The sequence below is a fragment of the Rhodopirellula europaea 6C genome (genome assembly GCF_000338295.1).
Lineage (GTDB): Bacteria > Planctomycetota > Planctomycetia > Pirellulales > Pirellulaceae > Rhodopirellula > Rhodopirellula europaea.
On record NZ_ANMO01000228.1, the window covers coordinates 23,448 to 45,864 of the forward strand.

The following is a 22,417-nucleotide window of genomic DNA, read 5'->3' on the forward strand; positions in this document are numbered from 1 at the left end:
CTAGCGATCCCTTTGACTCATGCGGTCGACGGCAACGGCGGCAAGGATCACAAAGCCCTTGACCACTTGTTGCCAAAAAGGGGAAACGTTTAGCAGAAACAAACCGTTGTTCAACACACCGATGATCAGACAACCAAGAACCGTGCCCATCACGCTGCCTCGGCCGCCCGACAGCGATGTTCCACCGATTACGACGGCGGCGATGGAATCGAGTTCGTACCCCAATCCAGCGTTGGGTTGTGCAGAATCCAAGCGAGCCGTGACGATCAGTCCTGCCATGCCGGCAAGCAAGCCTCCCAGCGTGTACACAGCAATTTTGATCCGATCGACGGGCAAACCAGTCAACAAAGACGCCCTTTCGTTGCCACCCACGGCGTACACATGGCGTCCAAAGCGAGTTTTCCGTGTCAGAGCCACAAACACGCCGACCAATCCGCCGGTGATCCAAACGGGCACCGGGATTCCAAGAAGCACTCCCGTACCGATGTAACCGAACGATGAACCAAGCCCCGTGACCGGAAATCCCCCGGTCCACAGCATGGTCAATCCGCGAGCGATGCTGAACATGCCCAGAGTCGCCACAAACGGCGGCAGCTTGAATCGCGTCACCGCGATTCCGTTGAACAAACCCGCTGCGGATCCAACCAATAGCCCGGACACGATCGAACCTATAACGGTGAACTGCAGCTTCACGCCGAGCGGTTCAATCACGATACCGTTCTTCAGCAACCCAGCGGCGACGGCACCGGACAAAGCCAGGATCGCTCCGACGGACAAGTCGATTCCACCGGTCAAGATGATCAAAGTCATCCCAATGGAAAGACTCAGGTTGACTGAAATTTGCCGCAGGATATTCAGGCCGTTCTCGGGCGTGAAGAAGCTATCGGATAACAAACTCATCGCGATCAGCATCACCGCCAATGCGATCAGCGACTGAAATTTCGCGAGGTGTTCTCGTTTGTTCTCTAACATGGAATCGACGTCCTTTTCGGCAGAGCGGCTTGCAGAATAGCCTCCTCGGTGGCCTCCGCCCGATCAAATTCTTGTGTCGCACGTCCTTCGCACATCACCAAAATCCGGTCCGAAACCGCCATCACTTCGGGCAGCTCCGATGAAACCATGATCACAGCCAATCCGTCCGTCGTCAGTTCATCGATCAAAGTGTAAATCTCGTTCTTCGCATGGATATCAATTCCTCGTGTGGGCTCGTCCAACATCAACACGGCGGGTCCGGTCGCCAACCATTTCGCCAAGATGACCTTCTGCTGATTCCCGCCACTCAAGTTGACAATTTTCTCTCGTAACGATGGCGTTTTCACGCGAAAACGTTCGACGAACCGCCGAGTGTGCTCGCGTTCTTTCGCTCGGTCGATGAAGCCAAACCTTTCTGCCTGTTTCAGACTTGCAAGACTCGCGTTTTCAGCGACGCTCATCGACAGCACCAATCCGTCGTGCTTGCGATCCTCTGGGACCAGAGCCAAACCATGTGCAATCGCATCGGCGGGACATTTCAGGCGAACGCATTCGTCGTGAATGCTCACGTTTCCGCTCGAAGTCTTCGGATGCAAACCGAACAGACACTCCAGCAATTCGGTTCGACCGGCACCCATCAATCCAAAGATGCCGAGCACTTCCCCTTTGCAAACGTGCAAGTCAACTTCATTGACCAAGAAGTCCCCGGGGCGTGTCGGGTGCTTCAACGAAATATTGCCCGCGCTCAGTACCGGGTGTTTGTTGGTGGATGATTCTTTGGAAAGAACCTTCACCTCTCGGCCGACCATCATGCGGACCATTTCGTCGTGACTCAACTCGCCGAACTCAGCTGTTCCGATCAAACAACCATCACGCATCACAACGATGTCGTCGGCGATCTGCTCGAGCTCTTCCAAACGATGCGTGATGTAGACAATCGCAACGCCTTGCTTCTTCAGGTCAGCGATGCAGCGAAACAAGACTTCCGTTTCGCGATCAGTGATCGCCGACGTGGGTTCGTCCATGATCAGGATGCGAACATTCCCCGCCAACGCTCGGGCGATCTCCACCAGTTGTTGTTGTCCAACGCGAAGTCGGCGTACGGGCGTCGTTGGTGAGACATCCAGCTCCAACCGTTTCAGCCACTGCGAGGCTTGCCGATTGAGTTCCGAATAGTCGATCAGCGTTTCGAATCGAAGTGGTTCGCGTCCAAGAAAGATGTTTTCAGCAACACTCAAGTCCGGCACCAAGCTCAACTCTTGGTGGATCATTGCGATTCCGTGATCGTGAGCATGCCGCGGACCGGTGAACTGGACCGGCTTGCGATCCACCAACAATTCTCCTTCATCGGGCGGTTGAACTCCCGCCAAGATTTTCATCAGCGTCGACTTGCCCGCACCATTTTCGCCGAGCAACGCGGTCAAACGTCCTGACCTCAAGGTCAAATCGACGCCGTCCAAGGCTTTCACGCCCGGAAACAACTTGGAAATCTTCTTGGCTTCGAGAACCAAATCACCGGAGACAGTCATTTTGCCTCCACGAAGAATGGGACCACTCGCAGAGGATTCAGATCCGTGGATTCATCGCTGACTTGCGCGCAACCGGAAAATTCGATTTCGGTGCCTGGCGTGGCAATGTCTCGCAACGTTGGCAACACATCCGCTTCGATCCGCCGATTCAATTCCGTTGAAATCGCATTGAAGTCTTGTGTGTTTTGGAATTCATTGACATCCAACAAACCCGTCCCGTCTCGGACCGTGTTGCCGAACAGAATACCCGATTCCAAAACCACCTCCGCTTCATCTGATTGATCAGTGATTGCAAGCCCGACAGAGTTCTTTTCGACCGAGACAACTCGCCCGACACCGGTGACAGTCAAAAAATACGATTGACTCAAACCCACCTGCCGGCCGCGTGCTTGACGGACTTTGCCGGGGTTGGCTTGTATTTCATTGACCAACTCCAACGCATCGACCGCGTTTGCTTTCGACGCCAGCAATTTGTCGTTCCAGAACTGATCGACGAACACGATCGGATCGAACTTCGCCGCCGATGCTTTCGCAGACGCCTCGTTCGCATCATCCAGGGAAACGACGCGAAATAGAGGGAACAGGTACAAGAGCACCAAGATTCCAATGGCGACTGCGAAGCGGGAGATCCATATTTTTTGACGGGAAATCACTCGGAACCTTCTTCGTCAAAGTCACCAAACTTCGATGCATTCCCTTGGTGAACCAACTCAACGGCAACCGGTACCTTTTGCAAAAGGTCGTGGTCTCCCTTGAGATATCGATCGGCGTACTCCGCCGCGGTTTTCGCCATCAGCTTTGGAAACTGCATCCCCGTTGCGGTGATCTTTCCTTCGTGAATCATGGCGACCACATCATCGGCACCGTCGAAACCAAAGATCTTGACTTGCTCTGCTTTGTTGGCGGCTAGCAACGCTTGATAGGCCCCCATCGCCATTGCGTCGTTCCCGCAAAAGACAGCCTTGATGTCTGGGTTCGCTTGCAAAATGGCTTCCATGACTTCCAGCGCCTTAGCGCGATCAAAGTCTGCACTTTGTTGGGCAACCATTTTCAGATCGGGATAGCGATCAACCACACTGTGGAAACCGTCGGAGCGATTCCTCGTGTTGTTGTCCCCCACCAAACCGAGCAATTCCGCATATTCGCCGGACTCACCGACCTCTTTGACGAAGTGCTGTCCAATCGCGACGCAACCGGAATAGTTGTCCGACAGAATTTGCGAAACCGCAGCGTCCGTCGCGTTGATTTCTCGGTCCATGCAAAAGACCGGAACGCCAGCCTCTTTCGCTCGACGCACATTCGCGACCGAACCGTCCGCGTCGGTTGGATTGAAAAGGACAGCGGAATAGCCCGAAGCGATCACGTTGTCGAAATGAGCCGTCTCTTTCGCGGGGTCGTTCTGCGAGTCAAACACCACCGCGTCATATCCCAACTCAATCGCACTGTCGCGGGCTGACTCAGCGAGCACAACAAACCACGGGTTGTTCAGCGTCGAGACAATCACCGCTACCCTCTTGGGAGCATCGGAGTCAGCCGAACCATCAGCGTTTTTCGTTTCATTGCGACATCCACCGATCAGCAGTGCGAACACGCACAATAAGAATTTCGCGAATCGGTTGGGTTGCTTGCCTGGGCTCATCGATGAAGTCTCACTGGAAGGTTAATGGGAATGATTGCGGTGTCAAAACACAACGCCGGATTTCAGAATCACGTTCGCATAGGGCGTGCATTCTCCTGTGCGAACAACCGCCTCACTGTCCTCTGTTCGTTGCTTGAATTCGACATGAGAAACCTCGGTGATCTTCGGCGCCATGAGATGAGCTTCGAAGAGTTTCATCATCTGCTCAAACAACAATTGGTTGCGGTCATGCATCTCACTAGCAATCACGATCTCCTCCACCTTCAGCTCGCTCAAGATTGCATCCAACGTTCGCAGGAATGACGGATAGCCGTCCTCGATTGCTAAATCAATCCGCTTCACACCCGAAGGGATCGGCAAACCAGCATCGCAAAGCGTGATCGATGCGGTATGCCCGAGCCGGCTGATTTCATAGCACAGCTCGCTGTTGAGTAATCGGGTGCGTTTCATGAAGTTCGCGAAAGATCGAGTGGGTTTGAAAGGTGAAGATGATGCAACAAACGCATTGCAGCGATGCGAAACCACACGACGAATCTCGTCGGGAACTTCGCAAGAAAGCAACGACAAAGGTTTGATTCAGCCGACGAGGATTCGCGAAGTGACCTCAGCTTTTGTGCGGAATCACTTCGATTTTACAGCATTCATCAAAGTCAGTGACCGTTCCAAACTTGTCGACGAGTTCGTCCAGACTGAATCGATGCGTGATCAAGGATGCAAAGTCGTAACGATTTGATTGCTGATGCAAAATGTTCAGCACGGGGCGCCAATCGGTTCCGCAGTGGAACACGGAATGGATGTGCAAGTTCTTGGAACTGATATGGCGCATGACATCCAAAGCGACAGGTTTGCCGAGGTCGACCCAGTTGCCGACTTCGATGACGGTGCCGCCCTTTCGAACCATTCGAAGTGCTTCAATGAACGCTTCGGGTTCGCCCGCCGATTCAATCACCAAGTCGGGGCCGACGCCTTCCGTCATCTCTTGGACCTGAGCGATCCGTTCGTCAGTCGAAACCTTTGATGCGTTAATCGTCACGTCTGCGTAAAGGTTCTTGGCTTTCTCCAAACGCAAATCTGACAAGTCGGTCGCGATTCGCAAACCGGCACCGTGAATGCTCGCCATGATCCCGTGAAGGATTCCGAGTGGACCGTTGCCGAGCACCGCGACGGAGCAACCAGGACCAAAGCCTTCGTTGACCGGAGCAAACGGGCCGGCGGCTCTTGCCAAACTGTGATACGCGACGGCCATCTCTTCCACAAATACGGCAACGTCAGTCGACATTTCGTCGGGGACTTTGAACAGGTGTGTGCCAGGCCGAATGAAGATGTACTCCGCAAACCCACCTCGCAAGTAAGGAAGCGTGTCCGCGTTGGGATGCAACCCGTAGGCTTGAATTTGGTTCAGGCACGTTGTGTTGTTGTAGTGCTTGCGGCAGTAGTAGCAGTGCCCGCAATTGACCTCGACGGCGATCGCGACGCGGTCACCGACCTGCAAAAGTTGCTTGTCGTAGTCCAAAACTTTCGCGGCGTTGTCGCCAATCTCGACGATCGTGCCGATCACTTCGTGACCACCAACGTATGGGAAGATCGACTTTCCGCGAATCTCGGATGCTTCGCCTTTGAAGATGTGCCGATCCGTCCCGCAGATTCCGGACATGTCGACTTTCAAGATGGCCGAGTCGTGATCCACCGTGGGATAGGGATAGGTCCGCATTTCGGTGGCACCAGGCGCTGTCATCGCAACGGCACGCACGGACTCGGGTTTCACTACGCTCATCAATGAGGTCCTAACTGATATCTGAAGAGGAGTACTTTATCGGTGTCGCGCCGATCGATTCCGCCAGCAGGTCGGATGATCGACGATCATGAAGTCGAATAGCTGAAAAGCGAAAACGGGCTCTCGTTGCAAATCAATTTCAGGAGTAACAATACACCAGGAATTCGCACATTCTCCCTCGAAAGCTCGCCAGACTTGCACTATCCTTAGACCATGCAACATTTTGACACACAAAGACCTGAGTTCGCCCCCTACGGTTTCACCTGTGAGCTGTGGGAACCGGTTCCGATGCCGCGTCCGGACCGTCACGACGAGATCGAGATCAACTTTCTCGACTCTGGGTCACTGACGTATTTGATTGGTGGCAATCGGATCACGGTGGACGCGCACACTCTCACGCTGTTCTGGGCCGCGGTTCCGCATCAAATCGTCGAGTTTCGCGATGTGACGCACTACTACGTCATCACGATTCCATTCGGATGGTTCCTGCAATGGGGATTGCCCGAGAGCCTTCAAACGCAACTGATTCTGGGAAACGTGTTGTCAGGCGACTGTGATTCAACCACAGCGACTCGCGACAAGTTCCTGTTTCAACAGTGGCATTCGGACGTATCGAACGATCCGGAGAACACGCGTGAGTTCGTGTTGCTCGAACTCAAAGCCAGGCTGCTGCGTTTGGCTCGATCGTACAGCAAGAATCCCGTGCTCTCGTCGGACGCACGAGACGCGAGCCTGAAAAACTCGTCACCGAACCTTGCCAAAGCCGAATTGATGGCGTGTCACATCGCTCGCAACTTCAAATCCAGATTGCAAATCAAGGACATCGCCGAATGCGTTGACCTTCATCCGGACTACGCATCGACTCTGTTTCGAAAGACGTTTGGATTGACGCTGAATGGATTGATCACACGTCATCGCGTCGCCGAAGCTCAACGATTGCTGATCTCGAGCAACGACCAAATCATCGACATCGCATTCGCTGCCGGCTTTGATTCGCTGAGTCGGTTCAATCGCGCATTCAAAGAAGTCACCAGCATGACACCTCGCGGTTTCCGAAAGGAATGCCGTCTCAACAATCGATGACGCGGAGACTTCGCGTGGCGACAACCATTAAGCCAGTGCACTAGCCGTTTGGAGTTGGCCACGATTCCTTGAACAAAACCGTGGCTAAGAACAGAAACCGTGGCTAACGCCAAGCGGCTAGTTCTTGAAATCACTGTCTCGTTAAAGACTGGTGCTGCTTTTGAGGACGGGCACGAGCAACGCCATCACGACGGCGAGAACCAGAATCGCCATCACGAGCAACATGATCGGCTCGAGCAATCGCACGAACAAATCCAATCGCCGAAACGTTCGTTTTTCCAACGAATCAGCGATTTCGGGAAGCACCCGGTCGAGCGAGTTGCTTTCTTCGCCGACGCTGATCATTTCCACCACGGAGATCGGGAAATAGCCCGACTGACGAAGCGGTTTCGCGAGGCTTTCACCACTGCGGATGTTCTCACTCGCGTCCGCGATCGATTGGCTGAGCAATCGGTTGCCCGTCGCCGTGCGACTGATATCGAGCGACTTCAGAATCGGAACACCGTTGGCCAGCAAGGTTCCCAAGACGCGGCAGAATCGCGCGACCGAAAGGTTCATCAGAATGTCGCCCAGCACGGGAACTTTCAACTTCACCTTGTCAAAGATGTCTTGCCCGCGTTCGGTCTGCATTTGTTGGCGGAAAAAGATGATCAACCCAACCGCCAAAACGATCAGGATCCATCCGTAGCCCTGAAGAAAGTTGCTGAAGCTCAGCAACGCTTCCGTCATCGCGGGCATTTCACCTTTTTGACGTAGCCGATCAAACAGCATGTCAAACTTGGGAACGAAGAACACCAACAACGCGGAGATGACAACGCTACCGATCGTGAACAAGAACACCGGGTAGGCCATCGCACTGACGGTGCGTCCCTTCAGGTCTTCTTGTAGTTCAGTGAACACGCCGACGCGGTCCAAAGCGTCCTCTAGAAATCCACCTTCTGTACCGGCACGAACCATGTTCACCGCCATGTCGCTGAAGACACCGGGATAGCGAGACATCGTGTCGCCAATCGGTTCACCGTCTTCGACCCGTCCACGAATCTCGGCAAGCACTTCGCCCAGGACCGGCGTGCTGGATTGTTCCCCAAGAATGGTCAACGAACGGATCATCGGCACACCGCTGCGAAGCAACGAGGCGAGCTGGCCATAGAAGGTGGCCATGATTTGGCCTTTGACCTTCTTGCGTTTCTTACCAAAGATCGACAAACCCGAACCAGAAGTTTGTTCCGCAATCTTGGTTGGGAACAAATCACGTCCGGTTAGCAACGACGTCGCTTCGCGCTGCGACGCGGCTTCGAGCGATCCTTGGACGCTCTTACCGGTCATGTCTCGTGCGGTGTATTGAAACGTTGGCATGGTTGTCGAAAGGCGGGAAGCAGGCGGGCTTGGTAGCGGAGGGTGAAAGGCTTATCGACGAGGAAAAGCCGTGGCGAGGATGAGTTAGAGAGCTTCGCCCTTCGTCACTCGAAGAACTTCGTCAACACTGGTCACACCAGCGACAACTTTGTCCCAAGCATCCATCCGTAGTGTTCGCATGCCTTCCTTGACCGCCTGGCGGCGAATGTCCCAACTGCTGGCGCGGTTCTGAGCCATTTCACGAATGTGTTCGCTGCTGACGAGAAGTTCGTAGATCCCCAAACGACCGGAGTAGCCAACGTTGCGACACTCACGGCAACCGACGCTGCGATAGATTTCTTTGCCAGCGATCTCATCCCAAGGAAAATCCTTCGGCAAATCGTCACGATCAGGCCGGATGGCTTCCTTGCAATGAGGGCACAACCGGCGAAGCAGACGTTGAGCCATCACAGCTTCGACCGTACCGGCGACCAAGAACGGTTCGACGCCCATGTCGACCATCCGCGTAAATGCACCGGCGGCATCGTTGGTGTGCAGCGTGCTGAACACCATGTGACCGGTCAACGAAGCTTGCGTCGCGTTTTCGGCGGTTTCCAAGTCACGAATTTCCCCGACCAGCACGATGTCAGGGTCGTGACGCAGAATACTTCGCAGCGACGCGGCGAACGTCAGACCGATCTTCGAGTGAACTTGGATCTGGTTGATTCCATCGAGCTGATACTCGACCGGATCTTCCGTCGTGATGATCTTGTTTTCCGGACTGCGAATTTCCAACAAACTGCTGTACAGCGTCGTCGTCTTACCACTACCCGTTGGACCAGTGACCAAGACGATCCCGTGAGGCAACTTGATCAGTTTGCTGAACCGATCGTAGATCTCTTTGGACATCCCGAGTCCTTGAAGATCAAACACCATCGATGATTTGTCGAGGACACGCATGACCAAGCCTTCGCCGTGGATCATGGGGATCACACTCAAACGAATGTCGACTTCGCGTCCGTGGACTCGGAGTTTGATCCGACCGTCTTGAGGCAATCGCTTTTCGGCGATGTTCAATCGAGCCATGATCTTCAGGCGGCTGATGATTGCCGCTTGGAAACGATTGATCTCCGGAGGAACCGGTTGCGGATGCAAAATCCCGTCGATCCGATAACGAATGACCAAACCATCGGATTGCGATTCAATGTGAATGTCACTGGCTCGCGAATCGACTGCTTCGATCAAAATCTCATTGACCAGCCGAACGACAGAGGCTTCCTGAGCCATCTCCGACAGTTCACTGCCGTCGGTCTCGATGCCCTCCAGCAATTCGACTTCTTCGTCGCCGGCCGCCGCGACCAATCCTTCGACTGTTTCGCTACCGACACCGAGGTGCTTCTTCACCAAACGGCTGATTTCGTTTCGCTCAGCAACAACGGGCACGACCGTTTTACCGGTCGTCGCGCAGGCTTCGTCGAGTGGATACAGATCAAACGGGTCTGCCGTCGCAACCAATAGCGCGCCGTCGTCCCAACCGATCGGGAACATGGAGTGGCGATAGATCAGTTTTTGCGGGAATCCCTCCAAAGCGGACAGATCAATTTCCGACGTGCGAAGGTCGCGAAACTCCAAGCCGACCTCATCTGCGATCGCGGACAGGGCATCTCGCGCCGACACGTACCCCAGGGTCACCGCATTGTCGACGACCGATTGAGGGTCGCCGTTGCGGCTTTGTTCCAATTGTTGGGGCGTCAGCAATCCGCGTCGTTGCAGAATCTCGCCAGCATGCATGATCATCTTCCTCGTCCTCCGCCTGTTTGTCCGCCGCGACCACCGCGACCTGTGTCTCCGCCACCTCCACGTCCGGTCGTGCCACCACGTCCGCCGAAGCCACCTGGAGCTCCGCCGCCACCGCCGAACCGTGATCGGAAGAATTCAATACGACGCTGGATGTCTTCCTGCGACGAACCGGTGGGTGCCGATCCAGATGAACCGGATGACCCACTGCTGGAACCTCCGCTAGTCGATGTTGCCGTGGTGGCTTTGATGCCGAGCATCGACTCCAACGCTTGTTGTAACACTTCTGCACGCACGCCACCTGCGATTGGCATGACAACGGTCTGTTCTTCTTGTTCCATGCCTTGTTGATCCAGAATCTCAACGAGTTCTTGGACTTGCTGGAAGTCTTGAGGTGTGGCGGTCACGACCAAAGCGTTACTGCGTTCATCAACCGCCACAATGATCTTGGTCGGTTCGCTCTTGGGCTTTTCAGCACCGCCACCGCCGCCGCCACGTCCGCCGCGTCCACCACGGAACGCATTGATGATGTCTTCGGGAGAAGGCTGCCGGCCTCCGCCGCCGCCACCGCTGCTCTGTTCTTGGAACATCTTCTCGGCAAAAACGGCTTTCACGATCGCGGAAACGTCCGAAGCCTCTTGATAAATTACCGGAATCAGCCGGGGCTGCGGAACCGTCCGCACCAACTCGGGGCTTTCCTCTTGGTCGATCTCTCGGATCACCAGCCGAATGAATTCGAGGTCCGCGGGGCTGGCTTGAACGATCAATGAGTTCAAGTGACCGTCGGCAACGATGTTGACGCTGCCACGACTGGTCAAGATCGATCGGCTGCTCGAAACCTCTTCGCCACCACCACCGCCCATGCCCAACAAACCGCCCAGCATCCCGCCGCCGAGTCCGCCCATGACGGATTCAGTCAGCGATCCGGACGACGATTCCGATCCACCGAGAACGCTGGCGATCAATTCTGATGCGACGTCGGCTTTGATGTACTTCAAACGAAAGATGGTCGGCAAGTCGCTGGCCATTCCTGACGATGTGCTGATGGAGCTGAGCAATTGCTCAAAGGCGTCGAGAGCTTCGCTGTCCTTCGATGCAATCACCAAACCAGCGGGAGTCATTTGAACGACGATTTCAGCACCAGCGTGTGGATTGGCAGAATCATCCTGCAACAGTTTCGGGCCGGCGACTTCGCTATCGGATTCGTCATCCGCAGATTCCGAGCTATCCGATTCATTGACGTCCAACTCGTCGAAGGCTCGCACCAAGTACTCACCGTTACCGTGCGATTCGCGTTGTTTCCAAGACGCTTCTTGATCCAGATCGCGTTGGAATTGCTGACGGATCGGCTGTGTGTCTCGGCTTCCATCTTGTAGTTGGTCGTCATCACTGGACGTTGGCACGATCACTCGCAATCGATTCTCACGGCCGGTCATCGGCCACAAGCTTTCCAGTTGCCGAAGCGTTTGATTCGCTGACGATCCGGTCATTGGCAACACGCGAACGTTTTCACCCAAGCCACCGGCCAATGGATCGTTCTCGAGTTCATCGATGAGACGTTTGACCGTTTCGATTTGCGCCGCCGTTCCGCGAACCCAAAGACGTCCGGTTTCTGGATCGCCATCAACCGTTGGGCCCTGGCCTCCCGTTTCGGTCACGCCAAAGAACTTGTTGATCGTCAGCAGAGCGTTGGCGGGTTCCAAACGACGCAGGTTGATGATGGCAAAGTTGTCTCCGTCGCCTTCGAGTTCCGAGATCGTGTCGGAGATCAACTGCTGAGTCTCGGGACGAGCCGATGCGACGATGACGCCACGTTTGGTGTCCAGAGCGATGCGAGTTTCCGGTGTTCCGGCCAACATCGTTTGCAAAACGTCAAATGCGGTCTGCAGGTTTGCTGATGCAACCGAGTGCGTTTTCAACACGGGTCTGACAATTTCAACTTCTTCTGCGTCTTCGCTGCCGGGCATCGCCTTGTCAGCTTTGGTGAAGATGCTTTTCAACAACGACAATTTCGCGGGCGATCCCGTCGCGAAAACTCGGTCGCCGTAAAACGAAACCGAGATACGCAGGTCTTCGCCGAGATTCTCACCCGGTTCCAGACCAACCAACGGACGCGCGACTTCCAGAATTTCTTCCGCAGCTCGATGCTCCAGCGCGATTTCAACGACGCTCGATTGAGCTTCCTCGGCGGCGGACAAAACCGTCTCGATGATACGCAGCTTGCCGACCGTCTCGGTCACGACGACTTGGCGAGCTCCCGCCAAGACATTGATGCGTCCCCAAGGCCCGATGATCTGTGACAACTCTTCGCGAGCTTCATCTGGGGACAATCCTCCCAAAGGAAACACGCAACGAACGATGTCGCTGTTTCCGCGTTGGTCGAACGTGTCCGGGGTGACCAATTCGGCCATTTCGCTGATCAGCTTTTCCGCGTTCTCCGCTTCCAAGTCCACCAGCAACAGCATGCGACCTCGACGAACAACGGCCCAGCCGCGATCGAGCAGCAGCCGGTTGATCAAATCCAGGCCTTCGCCAACGGAATAGGTTTGAGTCGGATCGGTGAAATTGACCGTTCCGGCCGGCGCCGAATCCATCTGCAATGACAAATCGGCTTGCTCAGAGAACCAACGAAGGACATCGCCCCAAGGTGCTCCTGAGAAATTGAATTGCAATTCTTTGTCGGAGTTCGTGGCAACGCTCGCGTTTGCGGAGGCTGCTTCGGACGCAGTTGCCTCCTGGGCGGCGGCGTGTTGTGCCCCCGAGCTCAGGACGATCATCCCAGCCAGAGCGGCACCGCGAAGGGCCCATTTGGCACGCAGGCTTCTTCGAATCACGGTCCGGAAAGAGCGAGCCTCCACTTGCGTGGGGTTGCATCCTCGGGTTGACCAAGCAGTAGCGGCTTGCGTCGCGTTGGAGACAATTCGATTCATTTCGATAGATAAGATGTGGGACCGAGCTGGGCGAAGTAAAAATCGTTTGCCTGGAAACTCGGGTGCCAGGATAGTTGCCGGAAAAGCGATCGGACGAGCAAATGGTCTCGTTCCGTATCGAACTAACCCTTCGGGGCCACAAAAGTTCCGACCGAGGGCGTTCCGGATTGATCGAAACCGCCGAATGTACCGATCATTCCTGCCCGGATCCCTCACTTGGCCGGGATCCAAGGCCGTTTGGGTTTGCCAACACCTCAAACCTGCTATGCTGACGCCGTGCCTTTGATGGCCCCAATTCATCCGAACTGACACCATTTAGCAGCATGCTGACCAAGCAACGAAAACTGATCCTTTCCGAAACCCAACGCGACATGATGCGGGCCGCCGGCCAAGCGAATGCGGCGCTACTGGACTACGTTCGGCCACACGTCAAACCGGGGATCACGACGGGCAAGATCGACCAAATGATCCACGATTGGACGTACGGTCATGGTTATCGCGCCGCCACGCTCGGGTACCAGAAGTATCCCAAGAGCTGCTGCACCAGCGTCAACGAAGTGATCTGTCACGGAATCCCGGACGATTACGAGTTGAAAGAAGGCGACATCATCAACGTCGACATCACGACGGTGGTCGATGGCTGGCACGGTGACCAAAGCGAAACGTTCTTGCTGGGCGAAGTCAGCGACGAAAAACGAGCCGTCACCCAGTGCGCCTTTGATTGCATGCACTTGGCCATCGACGCTCTGACCCCCGGTTGCCGAGTGGCAACGATTGGCGAGGCCGTGGTGCCGGAAGCCGAAGGCCGCGGATTCACCGTCGTTCGCGAATATGTCGGTCACGGATTGGGTAAACAGTTTCATCTGGATCCATCGATTCCACACTTCCCAAACCGCCAAAGCCGAATTGATCGGTTGTTCCCGGGAATGTGCTTCACCATCGAGCCCATGATCAACGCCGGATCGCGGTACACCCAATGCGACAAAGCGGACGGATGGACAGTCCGAACCCGTGACGGACGTCCATCGGCACAGTTCGAGCATTCGATCTTGATGACCGAGTCAGGCCCAGAAATTCTGACTCAAACCAAAGACGGTCCCCAAAAGGGACACAAGTTCTAAACGGGCCGCGGCATTTGGATTAGCCGTTTGGGCATCAGCCCCGGTTTTCGAGGCGATCCAGTTTGTTGATGCGCGTATTTATGCTGCTTTCGCGTACATCACCTCTCCTGCTGCGGCTTGCCGATTATGTCGTCAACGAGGTTTTAACGCTTGTAGGATGGGCACTCTTGCCCGTCCAAGTTGCGGATGTCGGCCAAGAGTGGCCAACCTACAGTAGAATCGCTAAGCCCATTGCCAACGGGCGAGGTTCGCAAGACGTCACGAACACAGCACTCAAAACTGCACGGCCCTTTTCTTAAAGGAACCGTGGGCGACGCTTACTCGATCGAAAATGCCAACTCGGCATAAATTCAGAGGCCAGCCCACCTGGACCGGCCTCACTAACGCACGCCGCTTAGTTTTCGTCGGCTGATTGCGGCGGTGGCTCGAAAGCAAACTCCTGCCACTTGATCGCTTTGTCCATCGGGACGATCTGCAGGATCAGGAAGCCGTTCTGATACAGCCTCACCGTTCCGGTCGATTGGCTGACCACGACCGAGACCGCTTTGGTCTTCCGCGTGATCGCGGCGGCTGCCCAGTGTCGCGATCCGAGGCCCTTGGTCATCTTGAGGTCTTCGTGTGAAACCTCCAGCATCTGACGGCTTCGTTCGATGATGCCATCGGAGGTGACTACAAAGGCACCATCAAGCTGGGCAATCTCCTTGGCATCTTCCTGGACCTTGGGGTCGAGGATGTTGCGGTGCTTTTTGTTGTATCCGCGAAAAGGGTCCGCTCCGCTATCACTGGCATGCTCCAGGACTCGGCGGTGATCTCCAACCACAAACATCGTTCCGACGGCCTTGCCTTCGCGGCCCTCTCGGCCAATTTGAGATGCCAAGTCGACGACGGCTTTGATCGTCTTCAGCGGAACGCTGCTTTCGAGCGTCTGCAGATCGCGAACGGTGAATCGACGCATCCGCTCATCAAGTTGCAGGTGACTGATCGAATCCAATCGGCCTTGTTGGAACCCGCTGTACACCGCGACGACTTCGCCGTTGGTTTTGATCAGCTCATCCGCGGCGGCTTCCAACAAAGCTTCTTGCAACCGTTCCAGCAGCGGAGCCTTTTCTTTGTTCAGTGCCAACGGCTTCAGACCAGCTTCAGCAGCACCGTCCAAATCTTCGATCGTGTCGACGGCAACGATGACCACGTTCTCGTTGGCTTCGGTCAGTTCAGAGATTCGTTTCCAATCGGTGCTGCCATCGAGCAACAACAAAAGCGCATCCGCGTTCCGATCGGCTCGAAGTGCGACGGCGGCCGAGATCATCGCGGCATTCTGCTTGGTCAAACGTTGCGTGGCCATCGAGTCTTCAGCGGCTCCGGATTCAATGCGGTCGACCAAGGGGAACAATCAGTGTTCACCACTTTAGTCCAATGAAGTCCGCATCCAAAGAGGACCGAGACCGTTTGAGGCCCGTTTTAGCCCGACTTTTGCGTCATTTCCGGTCGAGCGTCACCGATCGGTGCCATCGGCCTGACACGCCGCCTATGCGAATTCGATTGCGTTGTCGCGAGGCATGGCGTCACCGGCCGACTCGTTCGTTTCAGTGTGTTCAATCAAACCACATTGTTCCAACACGATTGTCATGTGCATGTCATGACGCCGGCTGACCTTCAACAACACCACGTCGTCATCATCGGCTTCCGCGTGAATGGAGTGAGTCAGCCATCCGCGAATCAATCGAGGTGAGGAGCCACATTGCAGAACGTGCCCGTCGCTTCCCAATCCCCACGACAGCGGCGACCAAGGTGTCGCGGGAGTCAACAACCATCCCTCGTCTCCACGACGCAATCGCAAGCAACTTTTCGCGGGAAAGGGACCGACGGCACTTTGTGCAAACACGATCACACCGCGTGGATCCGGTGTCGCGAATCCGGGCCAAATTCTTGCCAGAACCGGGTCCAGCAACATCGTTCGGTAGAACTTCACCCGGCGGGCGGCCCAGCGAAAGATCAACGCGGCAACGAACAGGATTGCGAAGTTGAAGACGGTCGCCAGCGTGGGACTCAGCGCGTACACGGCCATCAAAGCCGCGCAAAGCGATTTGTTGCAGACCTCAAAGATGGCATCGACGGTTGGAAACGGAGTCAACCATACCAGAAACTCGAAGAAGAACTTGACGCTGTTGATCACCAGCATGTTGACCGTCATCGCGACCAGCAACAACGCGTTGGCGGTGAAGCTGAAAATCCCCGCCGTATAGACCGGCATCGCTTCGGCCGCCAACTGAGCCTCGTCTGTGCCGACCGAATCCGCTGTCATCGAAGCGGTGATTTTGATCGCCAACAAGATGACGATGACTGAATACGCCTCCAGCTGATCCATCGCCTGAGCAAACGGTTTGCTAACCTTGGACAACCGAGGAACGCTGGTCAAAACCGCCAGCACGGAAAAGACCGCGAACAGCGGAACGCTGCGAAGTGGCCCGGCTGATCCCAACAGCGCGTTGTCGGTGATCCAGTCCGGTCCCCAGAGCGACAAACCCGATAAACAAGCGACGCCAAAAAAAGGCGATAGTGCCAGCGGAGCGAGCGGCCCCAACCAATCCGCCAGGTGCAACTGATCCGCCCAAGCCGTCGCGGCGGCGATGTCCCGCGTGTCGAATTCTCCTTCCAGAGCTTTCGGTACGTCATCGGCGTCAACTGCGGATCGGGTTCGAGAGAGAGCATCCGATTCCATTTCAGCGGTCTCATCGCTTGCCGCTTCGACACGGTCGCTCTGCCCGGTGGCTTGAACTGCCAACCCGATGATCAGCACCACGGCCAGTGTCACTTTTGCAATCCAACTCATCTCATTCCCTTCGGACTTCTCAATCAAACCGTGGGCTGGTAGCGTTTCGCATCATGAACAACGACGAAGTGAAACCTCAGCACCTCTATTTGACCGGCTACCGCGGGTGCGGCAAAAGTACGCTTGCGAAACTTTTAGCGCAGAAGCTGTCGCTGCCAGCCGTCGACTTGGACGATGTGATCGAATCGACCGCAGGAAAATCGATCGCCGAAATCTTCGCGGAGGAAACCGAAGTCGGTTTTCGCGACCGGGAAGAAGCTGCGTTGGTGGAGGTTGCCAAGCGACCGACACACGTGATCGCACTCGGCGGAGGCACGATCCTTCGCGAAGCAAACCGGAACATCATCGCAGGCTCCGGCTGGTGCGTTTGGCTGGACGCGGAACCAGAAATCTTGGTCGCACGGTTGGCGGGTGACGCGACCACTGCCGAACGTAGACCTTCGCTGACTGATCAGTCGGTGTTCGATGAAGTCCAGTCAGTGATGACGAAACGTGAACCGCTTTATCGTGCGTCCGCGGACTTGCGAGTGGATACCAGCCATCGGACCATGGACGAGATTGTGGAGGAAGTCTTGAAAGCGTGCCCGCCGAGCATCGGACGAGCCCCGAACTAGAACCAGATCGACGGTCTTGGAAGACCATCGTACGAGGCGGGGTTGTACGATGGTCTTCCAAAACCGTCGCTGGAGCGTGGATTCGACGGGTTTGGGAACCCATCCTACGGTCTAGACGTCAATTTCGCTGGCGTCTTCGGCTCGCTCCATGATGAACCGGAACCGGGCCGATGCATCGCGGCCCATCAAATCGCTGATCGTGCGATCGGTTTCCAAGTGGTCATCGATCTCGACCTTCAACAAAGTCCGCTTGGTCGGATCCAGCGTTGTGTTCCAAAGAACCTTGGGCATCATCTCCCCCAATCCTTTGAAGCGTGTGATCTCTGGCGTCGCTCGACCATTGTGCTCGGCCAAAATCCGCTCACGATCTTCTTCGTCGGCTGCCCAAAAGGTTTCTTTGCCGATGTCGATTCGATACAGCGGCGGAACCGCGATGAACAACCGACCGTCCGCGATCAAGGCTGGCATGTGACGGTAGAAGAACGTCAGCAACAACGTTGTGATGTGGTGACCATCGCTGTCAGCATCGGCCAACAAGATGATTCGGTCATATCGCAAGTTCGCCAGGTTGAGCGACGGACCGATGCCGCAACCGAGAGACGCGATCATGTCCTGAATTTCTTTGTTGTCCAGAATCTTCTTCAGCGTCGCCGACTCGGTGTTCAGCACCTTACCTCGCAGAGGGAGGATCGCTTGGCAGTTTCGGTCGCGGCCTTGCTTTGCACTCCCGCCTGCCGAGTCACCTTCGACGATGAACAATTCGGACTTGCCTTTGCCACCGGACACGCAATCCGAAAGCTTGCCTGGCAACAACGTTCGCTTCGAACCACCTTTTCGCGAAACCGCTTCGCTTGCGGCACGCGATGCGGCGCGAGCTCGTGCGGCGGCGACAATCCGCGCGATCACCGCATCGGCGACCGAGGGATTGTTGTTCAGCCATTGTTCCATCGCACTTCGGACACCAGATTCAACCAACCCGTGAGCTTCGGGGTTGTTCAAGCGATCCTTCGTTTGACCTTGGAATTGAGGCTCGGAGACAAAGATCGAAACAATCGCGATCAATCCTTCGCGAATGTCTTCGTGTGTGATCTTCACACCGCGAGGAGTCAGGCTGTGCGTGTCGATGTGGTTTCGAACCGCTTTGACGACGCCGCCTCGAAAACCGTTTTCGTGGGTGCCGCCGCTGCCGGTTGGAATCCCGTTGACGTAGCTGCGTACATGTTCGTCAGTCGATTCCGTCCACTGAAGTGTGACTTCCACCCGGTCGTCATCGTCGACCCGGTAGGTGAACGGTGCTTCGTGAATCGTGCGAGCCTCACGTTCCTTGATGACTTTCCCGAGGTAATCCACGATGCCGTTTTCATGCAAAAACGTATCGCGGGTCTTCGCGACTTCGTCGATGTAAGTGACCTTCACACCGCGATGCAGAAAGCTGGCCGTTTCCAATCGCTGCTTGATCGTGTCACCGTTGAACGTCGTTCGCGGAAAGATCGTCGGGTCGGGCGTGAACGTGATCGAGGTTCCCGTTCCACGGACGGTGCCGCGAAGTTTCTGCAGCTTTGAAGTCGCTTGACCACGACTAAAAGCCATCCGGTATTGGACGCCATCACGCTTGACAATCGCGACGAGTTCTTTGCTGAGCGCGTTGACGACCGACGCACCGACACCGTGCAAACCGCCAGACGTCTTGTAGTTGTCGCCTTCGAACTTGCCGCCGGCGTGCAAAACAGTCAGCACCATTTCCAAGGCAGATTTCTTTGTCTTGGGGTGTTTGTCGACGGGAATCCCACGACCGTTGTCGCTGACCGAAATCGTTTCGCCGTCTTTATGCAGAGTCACCGTGATCTCAGACGCGTGACCGTTCATGGCCTCGTCGACGGAGTTGTCAACGATCTCCCAAATCAAGTGGTGAAGACCAGCCGAGCCGACACCACCGATGTACATGCCGGGACGCTTGCGGACAGGCTCGAGGCCTTCCAGCGCGGTGATGTTTTTGGCGTTGTATTCTTTCGGTGCAACGGACATGAAGTGAAGACGTTGAAAGTCGAAGGATTGATTGAGTGAATGCGTTCAGGCTGGCCGCCCGAACAACGTTTGGCCACGCGAAATTGCGTCAGTCTTCAAAAACCGGAGGCGGCTCGATTGGATCACGAACGATCTCCGCGATCTTGCCGTTCTTTTGCAGTTCGATGCCGCGTCCGCCGCGTGATGTCGTTCGGTACTTGGCCGTCGAAACCGTTTTCTTCGCACCACGATTGGTCACCACGTTCAGCAAATCGCGGTCACCCGTCGAAGGCTTGAATCCGAGCAACTTGTCGCTCGCCGCCAACTTCAACAGCAGCACACCTTTGCCGGCGCCGGACAGATAGTTGATCTCATCGGCTGGACACACCATCGCTCTTGCGTCCGCAGAGACCGCCAAGACGGTTTCGGTTCCCACAATCGGAACAACATCGACGATGCTGGCCCCTGGTTTCACGCGAGCGAACTTGCGGCCGGCACGCGTCGATGGTTCGGCAAATGGCTGCAAACCGAATCGCAAGGCATACCCATCCGTCGATGCGGCAAGTGCGTGCGTCGCAGGATAGTACTGGCCCTTGGGGTCTTCGCTGATGTCGCCAAGAATTCGCGGGTCCATCGAAAGAGCCGCGATGATTCGTTCGCCGTCTTTGAATTTAAAGAGCTTCTGAATCGGCTCGCCAAATCCCGTCGACGCAGGAATGTCGATCATCCGAGCGGTGTAGCACACGCCCAAACTGCTGAAGAACGCGAGCGTGGAACGCGTATTTCCAGCGACGCACGCCAGCACCGCGTCGCCCTGACGCAGACGACTCTTGGACGGATCGGCGATCTGTTTTTGCCGTTTGACCCAGCCGTCGACGGTGACCATCACGTGGCAATCTTCGGCGACGATGAAGTCCTCTTCGGTGTACTCCACCTCTTCCGTCGGCACCACGATTGTGCTGCGTCGGCGACCTGCGGGAGTGTTGCCGTAGTCTGAGATCAGTGACTGCAATTCTTCTTTGATGATCGCCCAACGTCCGGACGACGTGTAATCGTCGCGGTCATCGGCGAGCAACTTGTTGATCTCGTCGACGCGTTTGCGTTTCTTTTTCAGTTCGTCCAGCACGACGTTGATTTCCAAACGTGCCAAGCGATACAGCTTCAGTTCAAGAATCGCATCGGTTTGCTCCGCGTCGAGTCCGTTCGAAGCTTGCCTCTTGCGACGTGCTTGGGCTGGCGTCAGTTCTTTGACTGGGAACCGCTTCATGATCTTTTCCGCCGCGTCGGCTTTGCCTTCGCTGCTGCGGATGATTTTGATGATCTCGTCGAGAGCATCGAAGATCAACGCCAAGCCTTCGAGAATGTGAATCCGTTTCTCGAGGGCTCGTAATTCGTTCGTCAATCGCGCGGTCAGCACATCCAAACGGAAGTGCAAGAAGTACCACAGGATCTCTTTCAACCCGAGACGCTTTGGTGCACCGACTTCTGGATTTTCCGTCGGCGTCAAACAGGTCAGGTTGACGTTGAAATTGGTCTGCAGCGGAGTGTGTTTGTAGAGATACGCGAGCACCTTGTCGGCGTCCGCGTTCTTCTTCAGCAACAGATCGACCCGAATGTCTTCGGTCGACAAGTCGCGAACTTCTTGCACGAGAGGCAACTTACTGCTGTAGACCAGCTCAGCAATTCGCTCCACCATTGCGGCTTTGTTGACGCCAAATGGGATCTCGGTGATCCGGAGCGTGTCACCCGTGCGAGACTTCTCCGCCACTTCAGCAACGCCACGCAGCTTGATCGTGCCCGTTCCCGTCGCATAGATTTCGCGAAGTTCTTCTTTGGTGTTCGTGATGTGCCCGCCCGTCGGGAAATCGGGACCTTGGATCGCATCGCCGGCGACCAATTGGTAGTCCTTGATTTCCGGATTGGCCAGCAACTTCAGCAGTGCGTTGCAAACCTCTTTCAAATTATGCGGCGGGATGTTCGTCGCCATCCCGACCGCAATTCCCGTCGCTCCGTTGACCAGCAAGCTGGGAACACGTGACGGCAGCACGACGGGTTCTTCGCGCGTGCCGTCGTAGTTGGGTTTGAAGGCCACCGTTCGGCTGGACAGATCCGCCAGGACCTCCGACGCGATTGGCGTCATGCGGCACTCGGTGTATCGCATCGCAGCGGCGTTGTCGCCGTCGATGCTGCCGAAGTTGCCGCTGCCGTCGATCATCGGCATCCGCAGCGAAAACGATTGGCTCATCCGAACCAGCGCTTCGTAAATCGAGCTGTCACCGTGGGGGTGGTAGTTACCCATCACGTCGCCGACGACCTTCGCACACTTTCGGTGCTTGGCCGTCGCGTCGAGCCGCTGCTGCGACATCGTGTACAAAATCCGCCGCTGAACCGGCTTGAGCCCATCGCGGACATCCGGCAGCGCTCGGCTGGTGATGACCGACAGCGAGTAATTCAAATAGCGATCTTGGGCCGCGAATCGCAGCGGAATGTTCTGAATCTCCGCCAACAGCGATTCATCGAACGGATCGGCTTTGCCCCGTTTGGAGCGACTGGATGCGGAACTGGATGTTTTGCGACGTTTCGCCACGCGGAATCAACCTAAATCGTTGGGGACGTTCGTTGTGAGGAGCTGAGAACAGGAAGCGGATGAAAAGCGGACTTGCAGATCAGCCTGCGAGTTTGGGGGTTATAGCGACCGCGGGGTTGTTAGCGAAACCGCGGATTACCGCGTTTGATTCGCATCGGTCGCCGAATTGGTTTGGAAAAGCTCGTCTGAGCTGGGCGAAACG

Annotated in this window: 16 protein-coding genes; 3 read left to right on the forward strand and 13 right to left on the reverse strand. The window is 55.7% G+C overall.

Annotation, left to right across the window (positions count from 1 at the left end):
• From RE6C_RS24175 to RE6C_RS24200, 6 genes are all read right to left on the reverse strand, one after another.
• Positions 1–972, reverse strand: a complete 972-nt coding sequence (locus tag RE6C_RS24175; RefSeq protein ID WP_008660840.1) for an ABC transporter permease — start codon at positions 970–972, stop codon at positions 1–3.
• Entirely contained in the window at positions 966–2,501 is a 1,536-nt protein-coding gene (locus tag RE6C_RS24180; RefSeq protein WP_008660841.1) for a sugar ABC transporter ATP-binding protein, read from the reverse strand. The genes RE6C_RS24175 and RE6C_RS24180 overlap by 7 nt, the downstream gene beginning before the upstream one ends.
• Positions 2,498–3,097: a DUF2291 family protein gene (locus RE6C_RS24185; RefSeq protein ID WP_236618485.1), complete on the reverse strand. Its 600-nt coding sequence runs from the start codon at positions 3,095–3,097 to the stop codon at positions 2,498–2,500. Before RE6C_RS24185 ends, RE6C_RS24180 begins: the two co-directional genes overlap by 4 nt.
• A gap of 53 nt (positions 3,098–3,150) precedes the next feature.
• Positions 3,151–4,140 (reverse strand): D-ribose ABC transporter substrate-binding protein, encoded by a 990-nt coding sequence (locus RE6C_RS24190; RefSeq protein ID WP_008660844.1) that lies wholly within the window; start codon positions 4,138–4,140, stop codon positions 3,151–3,153.
• A 42-nt stretch (positions 4,141–4,182) separates the two neighbouring features.
• Positions 4,183–4,590: a D-ribose pyranase gene (rbsD, locus tag RE6C_RS24195; protein WP_039963299.1), complete on the reverse strand. Its 408-nt coding sequence runs from the start codon at positions 4,588–4,590 to the stop codon at positions 4,183–4,185.
• Positions 4,591–4,744: 154 nt separating this feature from the next.
• Positions 4,745–5,914: a zinc-dependent alcohol dehydrogenase gene (locus RE6C_RS24200; RefSeq protein WP_039963287.1), complete on the reverse strand. Its 1,170-nt coding sequence runs from the start codon at positions 5,912–5,914 to the stop codon at positions 4,745–4,747.
• Positions 5,915–6,202: 288 nt separating this feature from the next.
• Between RE6C_RS24200 and RE6C_RS24205 the strand changes: the two genes are divergently transcribed.
• Positions 6,203–6,997, forward strand: coding sequence for a helix-turn-helix domain-containing protein (locus RE6C_RS24205; RefSeq protein ID WP_390175928.1), 795 nt, complete (start codon positions 6,203–6,205; stop codon positions 6,995–6,997).
• A gap of 141 nt (positions 6,998–7,138) precedes the next feature.
• Here RE6C_RS24205 and RE6C_RS24210 read toward each other — a convergent pair whose 3' ends face one another.
• The 3 genes from RE6C_RS24210 to RE6C_RS24220 all read right to left on the reverse strand — a co-directional run bounded on the left by RE6C_RS24210 (position 7,139) and on the right by RE6C_RS24220 (position 13,059).
• Positions 7,139–8,353, reverse strand: coding sequence for a type II secretion system F family protein (locus RE6C_RS24210; RefSeq protein ID WP_007328284.1), 1,215 nt, complete (start codon positions 8,351–8,353; stop codon positions 7,139–7,141).
• An 84-nt stretch (positions 8,354–8,437) separates the two neighbouring features.
• On the reverse strand, positions 8,438–10,129 hold the full coding sequence (locus RE6C_RS24215) for a GspE/PulE family protein (RefSeq protein WP_008660850.1): 1,692 nt from the start codon (positions 10,127–10,129) through the stop codon (positions 8,438–8,440).
• The gene (locus RE6C_RS24220; RefSeq protein ID WP_039963288.1) at positions 10,126–13,059 is read right to left on the reverse strand and encodes a secretin N-terminal domain-containing protein; all 2,934 of its coding nucleotides are present in this window, start codon (positions 13,057–13,059) and stop codon (positions 10,126–10,128) included. Before RE6C_RS24220 ends, RE6C_RS24215 begins: the two co-directional genes overlap by 4 nt.
• A gap of 323 nt (positions 13,060–13,382) precedes the next feature.
• Here RE6C_RS24220 and map point away from each other — a divergent pair, with 323 nt between their 5' ends.
• A complete protein-coding gene (gene map / locus RE6C_RS24225; RefSeq protein ID WP_008660853.1) occupies positions 13,383–14,180 on the forward strand; it encodes a type I methionyl aminopeptidase in 798 nt (265 codons plus the stop codon).
• Between the two features lie 394 nt (positions 14,181–14,574).
• On the opposite strand, the gene RE6C_RS24235 is transcribed toward map, so the two are convergent.
• On the reverse strand, positions 14,575–15,570 hold the full coding sequence (locus RE6C_RS24235; RefSeq protein ID WP_008660854.1) for a DNA integrity scanning protein DisA nucleotide-binding domain protein: 996 nt from the start codon (positions 15,568–15,570) through the stop codon (positions 14,575–14,577).
• Between the two features lie 135 nt (positions 15,571–15,705).
• The gene (locus RE6C_RS24240) at positions 15,706–17,037 is read right to left on the reverse strand and encodes a hypothetical protein (protein ID WP_008660855.1); all 1,332 of its coding nucleotides are present in this window, start codon (positions 17,035–17,037) and stop codon (positions 15,706–15,708) included.
• A gap of 26 nt (positions 17,038–17,063) precedes the next feature.
• On the opposite strand from RE6C_RS24240, the gene RE6C_RS24245 reads away from it, so the two are divergent.
• A complete protein-coding gene (locus RE6C_RS24245) occupies positions 17,064–17,624 on the forward strand; it encodes a shikimate kinase (protein WP_008660857.1) in 561 nt (186 codons plus the stop codon).
• A gap of 111 nt (positions 17,625–17,735) precedes the next feature.
• Here the strand turns inward: RE6C_RS24245 and RE6C_RS24250 are convergent, their stop codons facing one another.
• Positions 17,736–19,649, reverse strand: coding sequence for a DNA gyrase/topoisomerase IV subunit B (locus RE6C_RS24250; RefSeq protein WP_008660858.1), 1,914 nt, complete (start codon positions 19,647–19,649; stop codon positions 17,736–17,738).
• Positions 19,650–19,737: 88 nt separating this feature from the next.
• On the reverse strand, positions 19,738–22,215 hold the full coding sequence (locus RE6C_RS24255; protein WP_008660859.1) for a DNA gyrase/topoisomerase IV subunit A: 2,478 nt from the start codon (positions 22,213–22,215) through the stop codon (positions 19,738–19,740).
• Positions 22,216–22,417 lie beyond the last annotated feature (202 nt).